The organism is uncultured Caulobacter sp., from assembly GCF_937900395.1.
Taxonomy (GTDB): domain Bacteria; phylum Pseudomonadota; class Alphaproteobacteria; order Caulobacterales; family Caulobacteraceae; genus Caulobacter.
In genome coordinates, this window is the sequence record NZ_CALCDX010000128.1 from 13,380 (window position 1) to 27,028 (window position 13,649).

At 68.4% G+C, this 13,649-nt stretch carries 12 protein-coding genes and 1 pseudogene; 5 read left to right on the plus strand and 8 right to left on the minus strand.

Going from position 1 to position 13,649, the window contains the following annotated elements; translation table 11 throughout:
* Positions 1–23: 23 nt before the first annotated feature.
* Positions 24–515 (plus strand): DUF2141 domain-containing protein, encoded by a 492-nt coding sequence (locus Q0379_RS10730; protein ID WP_299008171.1) that lies wholly within the window; start codon positions 24–26, stop codon positions 513–515.
* Here Q0379_RS10730 and Q0379_RS10735 read toward each other — a convergent pair.
* Positions 503–1,414, minus strand: coding sequence for a metallophosphoesterase (locus Q0379_RS10735; RefSeq protein WP_299008174.1), 912 nt, complete (start codon positions 1,412–1,414; stop codon positions 503–505). The two genes, Q0379_RS10730 and Q0379_RS10735, sit on opposite strands and share 13 nt — an antisense overlap.
* A 77-nt stretch (positions 1,415–1,491) precedes the next feature.
* Here Q0379_RS10735 and Q0379_RS10740 point away from each other — a divergent pair, with 77 nt between their 5' ends.
* From Q0379_RS10740 to Q0379_RS10750, 3 genes are read left to right on the plus strand one after another with little or no spacing between them, the layout of a single operon-like run.
* Positions 1,492–2,631 carry a CDP-alcohol phosphatidyltransferase family protein gene (locus Q0379_RS10740; protein ID WP_299008177.1) on the plus strand — a complete coding sequence of 380 codons (1,140 nt, stop codon included), beginning with the start codon at positions 1,492–1,494 and terminating at the stop codon, positions 2,629–2,631.
* Positions 2,550–3,545 (plus strand): diacylglycerol kinase family protein, encoded by a 996-nt coding sequence (locus Q0379_RS10745; protein WP_299008178.1) that lies wholly within the window; start codon positions 2,550–2,552, stop codon positions 3,543–3,545. Before Q0379_RS10740 ends, Q0379_RS10745 begins: the two co-directional genes overlap by 82 nt.
* Positions 3,542–4,423: a hypothetical protein gene (locus tag Q0379_RS10750; RefSeq protein WP_299008183.1), complete on the plus strand. Its 882-nt coding sequence runs from the start codon at positions 3,542–3,544 to the stop codon at positions 4,421–4,423. The genes Q0379_RS10745 and Q0379_RS10750 overlap by 4 nt, the downstream gene beginning before the upstream one ends.
* A 64-nt stretch (positions 4,424–4,487) precedes the next feature.
* On the opposite strand, the gene spt is transcribed toward Q0379_RS10750, so the two are convergent.
* The 7 genes from spt to lptC form a co-directional block, all read right to left on the minus strand.
* Positions 4,488–5,702, minus strand: coding sequence for a serine palmitoyltransferase (gene spt / locus Q0379_RS10755; protein ID WP_299008185.1), 1,215 nt, complete (start codon positions 5,700–5,702; stop codon positions 4,488–4,490).
* A gap of 3 nt (positions 5,703–5,705) precedes the next feature.
* Complete coding sequence (locus Q0379_RS10760; RefSeq protein WP_013079816.1) at positions 5,706–5,957, minus strand: acyl carrier protein; 252 nt, start codon at positions 5,955–5,957, stop codon at positions 5,706–5,708.
* A gap of 91 nt (positions 5,958–6,048) precedes the next feature.
* Complete coding sequence (gene cerR, locus Q0379_RS10765; protein ID WP_299008189.1) at positions 6,049–6,975, minus strand: ceramide reductase; 927 nt, start codon at positions 6,973–6,975, stop codon at positions 6,049–6,051.
* A complete protein-coding gene (locus tag Q0379_RS10770) occupies positions 6,975–8,693 on the minus strand; it encodes a fatty acyl-AMP ligase (RefSeq protein WP_299008191.1) in 1,719 nt (572 codons plus the stop codon). The genes cerR and Q0379_RS10770 overlap by 1 nt, the downstream gene beginning before the upstream one ends.
* Positions 8,656–10,035, minus strand: coding sequence for a lipopolysaccharide biosynthesis protein (locus tag Q0379_RS10775; RefSeq protein ID WP_299008194.1), 1,380 nt, complete (start codon positions 10,033–10,035; stop codon positions 8,656–8,658). The genes Q0379_RS10770 and Q0379_RS10775 overlap by 38 nt, the downstream gene beginning before the upstream one ends.
* Complete coding sequence (locus tag Q0379_RS10780) at positions 10,032–11,156, minus strand: glycerophosphotransferase (protein WP_299008197.1); 1,125 nt, start codon at positions 11,154–11,156, stop codon at positions 10,032–10,034. The genes Q0379_RS10775 and Q0379_RS10780 overlap by 4 nt, the downstream gene beginning before the upstream one ends.
* A 1-nt stretch (position 11,157) precedes the next feature.
* On the minus strand, positions 11,158–11,787 hold the full coding sequence (gene lptC, locus Q0379_RS10785) for an LPS export ABC transporter periplasmic protein LptC (protein WP_299008204.1): 630 nt from the start codon (positions 11,785–11,787) through the stop codon (positions 11,158–11,160).
* Positions 11,788–11,940: 153 nt separating this feature from the next.
* Here lptC and Q0379_RS10790 point away from each other — a divergent pair.
* Positions 11,941–13,440 (plus strand): annotated as a pseudogene (locus Q0379_RS10790) (sulfatase-like hydrolase/transferase); the annotation flags it as partial.
* Positions 13,441–13,649: the final 209 nt, after the last annotated feature.

Consider the following 13,649-nt stretch of genomic DNA (forward strand, 5'->3'; position numbering starts at 1 on the left):
ACAATAGGGATGCGGCGTTTTAGATGAAAGCACCATCCGTTCTCATCGGCGCGATCTTCGCGACTTTGGCGGCGGGCTCGGCGAGCGCCGAGGGGCTGGCCGCGCCCCTGACCGACAAGAACTGCGTCGGCCGCAAGGGGGATGTGCGGCTGATCGTGCAGGTCGGCGCGCTGCGTTCCAACGCCGGCGAGGTGTCAATCACCGTCTATCCCTCCGATCCGGATCGCTTTCTGGTTCCGCGCGGCAAGCTGCTGCGCCAGAGGGTCAAGGCGTCCGCGCCGATGACCCAGGCTTGCTTCAACCTACCCGTCGCCGACGCCTATGCGGTCGAGGCCTATCACGACGTCGACGCCGACCGGGAACTGGATCGCACTACCCAGGGCATGCCGACGGAGGGTTACGGCTTCTCGAACGACGCGCCGACCCGATACGCCAAGCCGTCCTACGACGCCGTCCGTTTCATGGTGAAGCCGGGCGACAACACGATCCGGATCAAGATCCGCTATCCGCGCTGAACCGCGGCGTTGGAAAGGCTGAAGCGGCCCAGTTCGGTCAGACCCTCGCGGCCGGCCTCGATCCCGCGCGCGACGATCCGTACGTCGAAGCCGCCGCTGGTCCGCGGCTCGATCTCGATGGCGTTCCAGCGGGCGGGGCCGTGTCGGTTGGGCCGCGCCGAGGCGGAGGGGACGCCCAGCACGGGAATCGTCGCGCCGTCTGGCCCGCGCAGAGCGCCCAGCAGCGCCTCGTGAGCATGGCCATGGAGAACAAGGTCGGCGCCGCGTCGCGCGAGCACGTCGCGTAGGGCGTGACGGTCATCCAGCGACTTGCGCTTCGAGACCGCGCCCTCGTGCGGCGGGTGGTGCAGGACGACGAGCCGGAAAAGGCCCGCATAGGCAGGGTCGGCGAGGGCGGCGTCCAGCGCTTGGAGTTGCTCCTGGCCGAGGCGGCCGGTGGCCAGGTGCGGGGCGGTCGGTACGGCCGAGCAAAGATTGAAGATCGCCACGGGGCCGCGAATCCGGACCTGCGGAAAGCGGCTTTCGCCGGTGTCGCCCAGCCACGGCGCCCAAATCGCGAAGCGCTCGTGCCCGCCAGCGCCGGCCAGGGCGTCGTGATTGCCGGGGCTGACGGTGAAGCCCGCCGGTTCGCCCAAGGATTCCAGCCATTTGCGCGCGGCTGAAATCTCCGTGGGCGAAGCGAAGTTGGTGAGATCGCCGCTAATCACCACATGATCGGGCGCGGCGGCCTTCAGATCGGCCATCAGAGCTTCAAGCACTTCGGGGCGGTGAACCTTGCGCTTCTTGCGCCAGGCGATGCGGCTGAGGAGGCGCTTGGTGAAGACGTCCTTCCACCCGAACGCGCCGGGCGGCGGCGGCAGGTGGGGATCGGACAGGTGGGCGATGCGGTAAATGGACAAGATCTTTCGGGTCGTTCTGGTCGAAGCAGCCGAAGCTGCTTATCAATCGGCGCGGGATTCAAGGGATATATCGGTTCTTGAGCGCTGAAATTCAAAACACGGCTTCGGCCGGTCCGCGGGCCGTGACCGTCGGCGAAGCTGGCGGCCGCATCTGGGGCATGACCTCGCGCGAGCGCCTCTTGCGCATTTATCGGCGTCTTGGCCTAGTCGAGACGCCGGCCGTCGATCTGTCGCACGCGGCGGTCGTGGTCGACGCCGGCTGGGTGTTCGACGAGTCGCTGATCAAGGCCCTGGCTGGGCGCGAAGGCGCGGTGCTGGTCGACGACACGGGGAGGGCTGTCGCGGCCCATGCGCCGGCCGACCTGGCCTACGCCGTTTCCGAGGCGCTGGCCGTCGGACAGGACCCGTCTGGCGTCGACACGCGCCTGACGCGATTGACGGCGCTGGAGTTGGGCTCGGCCTACAACAGCGCCCTGCGCAAGCGCGAGCCGCCGGTGCTGGAGCGCCTGACGCCCGAGACGGTGCGCGCTGTCGAAAAGCGCCTGTTCCAAGGCTCCTACAAGGGCGTCACGGACCTCGTCACCAAGTACGTCTGGCCGGCGCCGGCGCGCGTCGTGACCCGCTGGTGCGCCCTGGCCAAGATGACGCCGAACCAGGTGACCTTCATCGGCTTCCTGCTGACCCTGGCCGCTACCTGGCTGTTCTGGCGCGGCCAGTTCGGCTGGGGCCTGGTCTGCGCCTGGATCATGACCTTCCTTGACACGGTCGACGGCAAGCTGGCGCGGGTGACCCTGACCTCGTCGAAGTGGGGCAACGTCTTCGACCACGGCATCGACCTGCTGCATCCGCCGTTCTGGTGGTGGGCCTGGTTTGTCGGCGTCTACGCGGTCGGGCAATCCATCCCCTATCCGGCGCTCAGCCTGGCGATCGTTATCGGCGGCTATGTCGCCCAGCGCGTGGAGGAGGGGATCTTCCTGGCGCTGTTCAAGCTAGAGATGCACGCCTGGCGGCCGTTCGACAGCTTCTTCCGCCTGATCACCGCGCGCCGGAACCCGAACTTGATCCTGATGACGGGCTGCGCGTTGATCGGTCGCCCGGATGTCGGTTTCACCCTGGTGGCGATCTGGACCGCCGTGTGCTTCCTCGTGCACGCCGTTCAGATCCTGCAAGGCCTGGCCGCCCCCAAGGGCTCGATCCAATCGTGGTTGGCGAAATGACACGCGTCGCGGTCATCCGTAATCCAGAGAGCCACGGCAATCGGATGAACCCGCCCGGGCCGACGCCCGAAGGCGTGCGGCTGGCCGAGCCCTTCGGGCGCGACGCTCTGCGGACCGTGCTCGAGGACTTCGCGCGCGAGGGTCTGGACCTGCTGGTCATCGATGGCGGCGACGGCACGGTGCGCGACGTCATCAGCCTGCTGCCGCACACCTTCGGCGAGGACCTGCCGCTGCTGGCGGTGCTGCCGTCGGGCAAGACCAACGTGCTGGCGATCGATCTGGGCACCCAGCGCGACTGGCGGCTGGAGGAGGCGCTGAACGCCGCTCGCCAGGCCGAGCCGCGGATCAAGTCGCGACCGCCGCTGCGCATCAGCTGGGTGGACGGCCACCGACCTTGCCTGCAGGGCTTCTTCTTCGGCGTCGGCGCGCTGGTCAAGGCGACCAACCTGTCCCAGAAGGTCCACAAGGTCGGCTTTTTCCATAATCTAGCGGTCGGCGTGACGATCGCGACGGCCACGCTGGGCGCCTTGTTCGGAGGCGCGCGGGACGAATGGCGCGAGGGCGTGCCGGCGAAGCTGACCTTGGACGGCGAGACCCAGCCGGGCGAGGAGCGCTTCGCGATCGTCGCGACGGCGCTGAAGCGGCTGCCGTTCGGGTTGAAGCCCTTCGGCGAACCGCGCGAGGGTCTCAAGATCCTCGATGTCGACGCGCCGCCCAGAAAGCTGCTGAAGGCCATGCCCTTGGTGCTGAGCGGCAAGGCCGAGCCGAAGCTCGAGAGCATGGGCTATCGACGCCGCGATCCTCAGATGGTGGGCCTGGCCGGCTGCGCGCCGTTCGTGCTGGACGGCGAGGTGTTCGAGGGCGGCGAATTGGTGATCGCCCTGGGGCCCGCCCTGAGGTTCCTCGTCGGATGAGCCGCCTGCGCGACCTCGTCGCGACCGAGCTCGCCACGCCGCTTCCGGCGCAGATCACCGCCTTCGCCGAGCACCTGGCGAGCGTGTTTCCAGACGCGCGGGCGGTCCTGTTCTATGGCTCGATCCTGCGCACCGGCGACCTGTCGGGCGTCCTCGACTACTACGTCCTGACCGAGCGGCCGCCGGCCGGTTGGCGGGGCGTCTTCACGCGTATTCTGTGGCCGGACGTCAGCTATCACGAGCTCAAGCTGGGCGGCGAGGCGCTGCGGGCCAAGGTGGCGTCGATGACCCTGGCCCAGTTCCAGCGGGCGGTGACCGGGGCGGGGCCCGACACGACCATCTGGGCGCGCTTCGTCCAGCCTTGCGCCCTGGTCTGGGCGGCCGAAGGCAGCCGTGAGGCGGTGGTGAACGCGGTGAGCGAGGCCTGTCGAACCGCCGCCCGCTTCGCCCAGGCGCTGGGCCCCGACGGGGCCGCGCCGCGCGCCTTGTGGACCGCCTTGTTCCAGGAGACCTACAAGGCCGAGCTGCGGGTCGAGAAGGCGGGGCGAGAGACCTCGATCCTGGCCTATGATCCCGAGCGCTACGACCATGTCATGACGGCTGTCCAGGACGATCAGGGCGGGCCGCTGGAGGCGGGCGAGCGGGCGCGCCTGCGCAAGGCCTGGGGGCCCCGCAAGCTGATGGGCAAGCCGTTGAACGTCGCGCGCCTGATGAAGGCGGCCTTCACCTTCCAGGGCGCGGCGCGCTACGCCGCCTGGAAGATCCAGCGGCACACGGGGGTCGAGATCGAGATCACCCCCTGGCGCGAACGGCATCCGATCCTGGCGGCGCCTTCCGTGCTGCTCAAGGTTTGGAAGGGCCGACGGAGAACCGCCTAGAGCGCAAAAACAAAAACGCCCGGGCCTGGACCGGGCGTTTCCGTTTTCGACTATGTGAGCGGTCTCAGGCGCGCGCGCGCTTCAAGGGCTCGATGACGCCCAAAGCCGCGCCGATCTCGGCGAAGGTCTTGAGGACCGCGTCGATCTGTTCGTCGGTGTGAGCGGCGCTGACGCTGGCGCGCAGCAGCGGACGGCTGTCCGGCGTGGCGGGCGGCAGGGCCAGGTTCAGGTAGACGCCGGCTTGCAGCAGGCCGTTCCACATGGCGATGGCGCGTTCCTGGTCCGGCATGGTCGTGGCGACCACCGGGCTGGCCGTCGGGCCGGTGTGGAAGCCCAGGGCGGTCAGACCGTCGTACAGGCGCTTGGCGTTGTGGTTCAGGCGGTCGCGCAGCTCCGGCTGCTCGATCATGCGGCGCAGGGCGGTGATGGTCGAGGCGACCACGGCCGGCGGCAGCGAGGCGGTGAACATGTAGGGGCGGCAGACGACGCGCATGACGTCGAAGTCGTCCATGTTCGAGACGCAGAAGCCGCCGATGGCGCCCAGGCTCTTGGAGAAGGTGCCGACGATGAAGTCGACGTCGTCTTCCACGCCCGCGGCTTCGGCGAGGCCGCGGCCCGTCGCGCCGAGCACGCCCATCGAGTGGGCTTCGTCGACCAGCAGATAACCGCCCAGCTCGCGCTTCACGGCGGCGATTTCCTTCAGTGGCGCGACGTCGCCGATCATGGAATAGACGCCTTCGACCACGATCAGGCGCTCGCCGGGCGCGTCGCCAAGACGGCGCAGGCGCTTGGCCAGGTCTTCAGGGTCGTTGTGGCGGAAGCGGATGACCTCGGCCTGGCCCAGACGCGAGGCGTCATAGATCGAGGCGTGGCTGTCGGCGTCGAGGATCAGGTGGTCGCCGCGGCCGACCAGCGTCGACAACACGCCCAGATTGGCCTGATAGCCGGTCGTGAAGACCATGGCGTGCTTGCGGCCGTAGAACTTGGCCAGTTCCTGCTCGAGCTCGACGTGGGCTTCGAAGCTGCCGTTGGCGATGCGGGAACCCGTCGTGCCCGTCCCGCGTTCCTGTACCGCTTTCACCGAAGCGGCGATCGCTTCCTGGTCGAAGGTCAGGCCCAGATAGTTGTTGGTGCCGAGAAGGATGGTCGGGCGACCCTCCACCACGCCTTCGGTCGGCGAATGCACCGCGTCGAAACGGACCTTGAACGGGTCGGCCCCGGCGTCCTGGATGGCCTTGTACGCATCGCGATAGGCCAGGTGCTTATCGAATAGCCCCATTAGTTAAGCCCTAGTCCGGAGATCGTTGATCAGTTTGGAAAGGTCGCCGGCGGTCTCGACAGAGGCCAGACGGTCAAGCGGAATGGAGATGTCGAAGGTGTCTTCGAGCTCCATGATGATGTTCATGAGGGCCAGGGAGTCCACGGCGAGGTCACGGCCAATATGCGACTCTGCGCGCACCTCGACCGGCCGCCCCAGAACCTTGCTCGCCGCTACCCCGATCTCGCGTAAGCTGAGATCCGTCACCGTTTCCATACTATATCAAACCTCCGGGAGCCCCACCCGTGACACTAATGTAACGGCGAGTCTGTCAGATTCCCGCCCCTTTTGCGCGGGGCGACTTAATTTAGGGCAGCCAGCCCTGTTTTCGATACCAATCGACCGTGTGAGCGAACCCGTCGAAAAGACCGAATACGCTGGGTACTCCCTCAGCCATCGGAGCGCTAGATGGTGTCCAATCGGCGTGAAGCAACTCCCTGGCCTTACCTAAACCGAACACCGTGGGGGTCTGACTGGCGAAAGACCAAGCATCCGCAAGGGCTCCGGCGGCCATGACGCCCGCCCGTGGAAGCCTTACCAGGCTTGGTTTTCGGCCCATCACGCTGGCCGCCGTACTCATGATTTCCGCCCAGGTGTAACCGTCGCGCCGCACATCCGATAGCTCTACCAGGCCTGAAACGGGGTTTTTGCAATAGGCTGCAAGCTGTGACGCGGCGTCGTGGACATGGATCATCGCCACTCTTGAGGCCGGAGAGAGCACCGGCAGTACGGGGCTGGAGGCGGCCAGCTTGAAGACTTCCAGGGTCTCGGTGTCGCCCGGCCCATAGATCGCCGGCGGTCGGACGATCAGCGCGTCCGGCGAGTCCGCCAGCACGGCGTCCTCGCCCGCGCGCTTGCTGGCGGCGTAGTTCGACAGCGTCGGTTCCCGGGCCGCGAGACTCGACACCAGCAGGAAGCGCGCCCCGGCTTCACGCGCGGCCTGGGCGGCGGCGAGGGCGCCGTCGCGATTGACCGCGTTGAAGGCCTCCAGGGAGCGGGCCTTGATCAGGCCGGCCACATGAACCACCACCTCGGCCCCTTGGCTGAGACGGGCCAGGGCGCCGGGCGTGCGCAGGTCTCCCGCGACGACCTCGACGTCGAAGTCCCGCCACACCGGGTGGATCGGGTCGCGCCGGACCAGGACGCGCGGCCTCCAGCCGTCCTGGGCCAGGGCGCGGACCAGATGGCGGCCCAGGAAGCCCGTGGCCCCGGTGACGGCGACGACGCCTGGCATCAGTCGCCGTAGGTCCCGGCCAGATAGGCGGCCTTGGCCTTGGAGCGGCTTAGCTTGCCCGAAGAGGTCTGTGGCAAGGCGTGGGCCCCGACCAGCTTGACCTTGGCGTCGACGCCATGGCGGGTCCGCAGCAGGGTCGTGACCTGCTCGACCAGGGCGGCGCGGCTGTCGGCGTCGCCGCCGCGCGCCTGCACCAGCACCACGATCTGGTCTTCAGGCTCGGCCGGGATGGCGAAGGCGCAGACGTCGCCGCTACGCAGGCCGTCGATCTCGTGGTCGGCGGTCCACTCTAAGTCCTGCGGCCAGATGTTGCGGCCGTTCAGGATGATCAGGTCCTTGGCCCGACCGGTGATGACGATCTCGCCCTCGATCTTGAAGCCGAGGTCGCCGGTGTCCAGCCAGCCGTCGGCCGACAGCACGCGGGCGGTCTCCTCCGGATTGGCGAAATAGCCGCTCATCACCGAGGGGCCCTTGGCGAAGATGCGGCCGACGCCGCGCTCGGGCAGGACCTGGCCGTCTTCGCCGCGCACTTCCAGGAAGTGGTGGGGCAGGGCCGGGCCGCAGCGGGCGAAGTCGCGGGCGCGTTCGGAGCCTTCCGGAGCGTCCACGGCCAGGGCGTCGCGCTCAAGGCGTTCGACGTCCAGGGTCTCGGCGCGCAGGCCCTTGCCCAGCGGGGCCATCGACAGGGCCAGGGTGGCCTCGGCCATGCCGTAGCTGGCCACGAACGCCTTGTCCGAGAAGCCGGCGGGGCCGAACGCCTCGACGAAGGCCTTCAGCGGCGGCATGCGGATCATGTCGCCGCCCAGGCCGGCCTGACGCCAGTGGCTGAGGTCGTAGGCCTCCAACGACTGGCCCTGGACGCGGCGCGCGCAGAGCTCGTAGCCGAAGGTCGGGCTGTAGGCGGTGGTGGCCTTGTTGCGCGAGATCAGGTCGATCCACAGCAGCGGGCGGCGGACGAAGGCGCCGGTGGGCAAGAGGTCCACCGACATCTGGCAGGACAGCGGGGCCAGCAGGAAGCCGATCAGGCCCATGTCGTGATACAGCGGCAGCCACGAGATGGCGCGGTCGCTGGGCACGACCTGCAGGCCATCGCGCGTGATCGCCACGCAGTTGGCCATCAGCGCCTTGTGCAGCACGAGGACGCCCGTGGGCGTGCGGGTGCTGCCCGACGAGAACTGCAGGTAGCAGGGATCTTCCGGCGTAATGGTGGGCAGGGCCGCGCCGCCGTCTTCCGGCAGGTCGGCCAGGACGCCCGCGAAGTCGAGACCCGCGCGCTGGCCGATCTCGGCGACCCAGTCTTTCAGGCCGACGGGGCCCAGCAGGATCTTGGCCTTGGCCGAGCGGGCCAGGTTGGTGATCTGCTCGATATAGGCCTCGCGTCCGCCCAGCGGGGTCGGCAGGGCCATCGGCGCGGGCAGCAGGCCGGCGTACTGGCAGGCGAAGAAGGCGCGCACGAAGTCGCCATCGGTTTCGGCCAGCAGGGCGACGCTGTCGCCGACCTTGGCCCCAGTCGCCAGCAGGCGGCGGGCCAGGACCTGGGCATCCTCGCGCAGCTTGGCGTAGGGGAGGGCCTCGACCAGCTCGCCGCGCAGCGAATAGAGGTTGATCCCGGTCTCGCCGGTCGCGGCGAAATCCAGGGCCTGGGTCAGGGTCGGGAAGTCGGCGAACCGGACAGTGCGGTCAGACGCCGTGGGCGTGATCATACTTGGGGCCTTCATCGTCTTTCGTCGTGCGCGCGGAGTCATCCTCCGCCGCGAGTCGGGCGAGCCTGCGGCGCGCCATCAAATACATCCCGATCGCCATCGCCAAGGCGGATGCGACCAGAGCCGCGCCCGCGCCGGTCAGACCGAAACGCTCAATAAGCGGAACAAGCGCCGCGAAATAGCAGATCACAACGATCAGCCGAACCATCAAGGCCGCGCCGGCGGCGCGCATCGACACCAGCATGGGCTCGAGCGGCAGGGTCATGACCCCGATCGCGGCGGCGGCGACCTGCCAGTTCATGACGCCGGCGGCGGCGCCATAGGCCTGGCCCATGACGGTTTCGAGAATCCACCGACCCGCGAGCAAGCTCACCGCCAGCAGGACGCCGGCGGCCGCGCCGCCGATCAGGGCGATCTGGATCGCCAGCTTGGTCATGGCCTGCTGGCCGCCCGAGGCGCGCATCTTGGCCAGTTCGGGATAGAGCGCCGGCACCATCAGCCGGGCGGGCTTGGCCATGCCGTCCGCCACCTGCTTGCCGATCCGCCAGAACGCCGCCTGGGCGGGCCCCAGCAGGGCGCCGACGGCCATGGTCAGCACATGGGTGAAGCCGACCTCCAGCGTGCCGGAGAAGTTGGTCGACAGAGCAAAGCGCCAGACGCCGGGCAGGTCCTTGCTGGTCGGTCCCAGAATGGAGAAGCCTTCCAGCAGGCCGCGCTTCTTGAGGTCCCAGATGGCGATGCCGGCGATGTAGAAGAACGAGGCGAAGGTGCCCGCCGCCCAGGCCAGCAGGAAGTACTGGATTGGCGCATGGGTGACGGCGCAGATCGCGCAGCCGATCATCCGCACGAACGAGCTGACCGCCTGTTCCGCCGCCAGGAAGCGGAAGCGGTCGAATAGGCGCAGCAGGCCCACGCCCGTCGCCGAGGTCATCACCCCGATCGACAAGGCGTAGAGCGCGCCATAGCCGCTCATGCCGTCGGGCCAGCGCAGCTCCTTCCAGAACAGCCAGGCGCCCAGCACGCCCAGGCTGACGCCGATGATGCTGCTGATCAGGTCCAGCATCAGCGACAGGCGCAGCACCTGCTGGAACTTGGTCCGCTCCTTCTTGAGCAGCGGATCGGTGCCGTAGGTGAGAACCGTCTGCCAGGACTCGAAGTGCGCCACCTCGCCCAGGAACTGGGCGAAGGCGTTGATGATCACCAGGACGCCCATGGTCTCCTTGCCGAGACTGCGGGCGGTGAGGGCGATGTAGGCGAGGCCCACGACGGCGTTGACCACCCGGCCGCTGAGCAGGTGCCCGGCATTGGCCAGAACGCGCTTGATCGGCGGCGTCGCGTGTTCGGGGGCCGCGGTCACGCGCAGGCCCCCAGCCGCTGCGCGATCGCCCGCGCGGCCCGCGTCGAGGACGGTTCGTTGGTGATGTCGAAGGTCTCGGCGATGCCCTGGGCCTGGACCGCGTGGAAGCTCTCGTGGCTTGCGAAGGCCCGATCGACGTCGTCGCCCAGCGTGTCCACGCCGTCGAGGACCGGCCCGAACAGCCAGTGGTGGAAGCTGGGATCGCCGCGCCAGTCGGCGCCGCTGGCGTTGAGGAACAGGCAGGGCTTGGGGGTGCGCAGGAACTCGTAGATCTGGCTGGAGACGTCGCCCAGATAGAGGTCGGCCGCGCGCGTATAGGTCATGTCCGCGGCCGCCGGGCCACCAAGGTCGACATGGATCCGAGGGTGTTCGGCGAAGCGCTTGAAGGCGGCGCGCTCTTCGCTGGAGGACGTCTCGAACAGGCGAATATGCGGCGCGAAGATCAGATTGTGACGGTCATCGGCCGCGAAGGCCTCCAGCACGCGCCAGCCCCACTTGGGCCAGGAGCTGAGCTCGGCATGGAAGTGCGGGTTGTACAGCACCACCGGGCCTGGGCGTTCGAAGCGCGGCGCCGGGCGCTGGGGCAGGGCGTCGACCAGATCGAACTTGGGATAGCCGACCATGGCGCAGTTCTCGGGCTTGACCCAGCCCTCGCCGACCATCCGGTCGCGCTGCTTGGGGCCGGCGGCCATGACCAGATCGAAGACCCGCAGCCGCGGCTCGAAGGGGCCCTCGCGGTCGCCGGCGCCGTGCTGGGTGTAGACCAGGATCGGATGGCGAACACCCAGCTTTCGCAGAAGGGCGGTGGTTCGCTCGGGCGTGATGACGGCGTCGTAGCGCCCAAGCCGCAGGGCGTTGGCGATCAACATCGGCGCCTTGGGCGGCGCGCCGCCGCCGCTGAGCCGGCGCATCCAGGCTGGGGGCAGCAACACGAGCGCGATCGGCGCGCCGCCGAGTTCCTTCAGCAGGCCGGCGACATAGTCCAGCAGTTCCGGGGTCGTCGCGGCGATCTCGACCTTCAGGTCCGGCCAGCCGCGCGCCATGGCGACGGCCACCGACAGGCTGTGCCAGACCTGATGGTGCTGCGCGATATAGAGGAAGCAGACCCGCTTTTTGGCCACGTCAGCGACGCGGCTCCAGGCGCGTGCGGACGCGTCCGTTCAGGATGACCCGGTCGCCCTTGTCCTTGACGTCGTAGGCGTTCGCCTGCGTGCTGCCCTCTGGACCCGAGCCGGCGATACCCGCGTTGCCGCTGACCTCTCCGGTCCGCATGTCGATCAGGGCCTGGGGCGCGTCGAACTCGTAGCCTTCGCCGTTGGTGATTTTCACGTCCTGGGTCAGCAACAGAGTGTGCGCCGCCTCGCGATAGACGCCGCTCTTGGCCGTCGCCTGGCTGGCGTTCGGCTGGCCGTAGCCGCGGACCAGGGTCGGGGCGGTCAGGCGGACCAGATCTTCGTCCTCCGGGTCGCGCGCGGCCCGGTCGGCGGTGATCAGGAACGGTCGGCCATCCTTCAGCACGCCGGTGAAGCGCGGCTTGTCGAGCAGCAGCGGCGTCGACGAGGCCTGGGTCTGCAGCTTGCTTGACGCCAGGCTGCGCCACGAGGCCTGGCCCACGACCGCCGCGCCGACGATTATGGCGAACACCGCCAGGCCCAGGCGCAGGCGACGAACCGGCGCCCGGCGTCGGTTACGGGCCCGTTCTGCGGCGCTGAGCGCGGGTGTGGCGGCGACGCCGTCGGTCTGGGTGAGCATTTCGGCCATGGATAGTCCTACGCCGCCGTTCGCCCAAGACCTTTGTTTCTCGCCAAGCCGGTTGTTTGGGGCGAAAAGCGGCGGACCGCAATCTATCGACACTTGTTGTGTCACTATATATGCTGTCGCCTTGGCGAGCGAGGGAACATGAGTATGCGGCTCTTGAAGGCGCTTGGCGCGGCGGTAGTGGTTCTGGGGCTCGCTGGCGCGGTCCTGTGGTTGTTCCGGTTCGACCTGATCATCCTCCTGGCCCGCGCCAAGCAGCCGAAGATCGAAGCTTATCGGCCGGTGTCGTGGAGCCCCGGGCCCGCGGCGGCGGCGTCTGGCGAGCGTCCGCCCAACGTGGTGTTCATCCTGGCCGATGACCTTGGTTACAACGACATCACCCTGAACGGCGGCGGGGTCGCTGGGGGCGCAGTTCCGACGCCCGCGATCGATTCCATCGCGCGCCAGGGTGTGACGTTCGCCAATGGCTATGCCGGCAACGCCACCTGCGCCCCGTCGCGGGCGGCGATCATGACCGGCCGCTACGCCACCCGGTTCGGATTCGAGTTCACGCCCACGCCCGTCGCCTTCTCGCGCGTGGTGGGCGGCCACGCCGGCGACCGGCTGCATCCGTCGCGCTTCAACGCCGCCGAGGTGAAGAACGTCCCCAAGGACGACAACACCGAAGCCGTGCCATCGACCGAAGTCACCATCGCCGAGGCGCTGAAGACCCGCGGTTATCACACGGTCCACCTGGGCAAGTGGCATCTGGGCGGGATCAAGGGCTCGCGGCCCGAGGACCAGGGCTTCGACGAGAGCCTGGGCTTCATGGCGGGCGCGTCTCTGTTCGCGCCCGTCGGCGATCCGTCGGTCGAGGAGTCGCGCCAAGACTTCGACCCGATCGACAAGTTCCTGTGGGGCGCGCTGCCCTATGCGGTGCAGTACAACGGCGGGCCGTTGTTCCATCCCAACCGCTACATGACCGACTATCTGACGGACCAGGCGGTGGCGGCGATCGACGCCAACCGCAACCGGCCGTTCTTCCTCTATCTGGCCTATAACGCCGTCCACACGCCGCTGCAGGCGCCGAAGGCTGACTACGACGCCCTGTCGGGGATCAAGGACCATCGCCTGCGCGTCTACGGCGCCATGGTCCGCAACCTCGACCGCAATGTCGGCCGGGTGCTGCAGGCGCTGAAGGATCGCGGACTGGACGACAATACGCTGGTGATCTTCACCTCCGACAACGGCGGGGCGAACTATGTCGGCCTGCCCGACATCAACCGGCCCTATCGCGGCTGGAAGGCGACCTTCTTCGAGGGCGGCATCCGCACCCCCTTCTTCATGCGCTGGCCTGCGAAGATCGCGCCGGGATCAACGCGCGCCGACATGACGGGGCATATCGACATCTTCTCGACCATCGCCGCGGCGGCGGGCGCGAAGGTGCCGACCGACCGCGTGGTCGACAGCGAGAATATCCTCGGCGGTCCGGCGAAGCGGGCGGCGCTGTTCTGGCGCTCGGGCGATTATCGCGCGGTGCGGATGGGGGACTGGAAGTTGCAGGTGACCAAGCGGCCCGAAAAGGTGCGGCTCTATAATCTTGCCGCCGATCCGACCGAGCGGCAGGACCTTGCAGCCAGCGATCCCGCGCGTGTCGCGCAGCTTCGCCCCCGGCACGACCGTGACCGCCGTCGTGACGCACCTCGCGGAGGCGATGGGCGTCGGGATCGGCAACGCGCGCGAGGCGCTTCGTGGTGCATCGCTGGGGACCGCCGGGCTCCTCGGCGACACCTTCGCAGAGGGTACGGTCGTCTACGGCAACGCGGCGGCGGAGCTCACCCGCTTGTGTGAGAGCGCGCGCAAGACATGGAGCATCC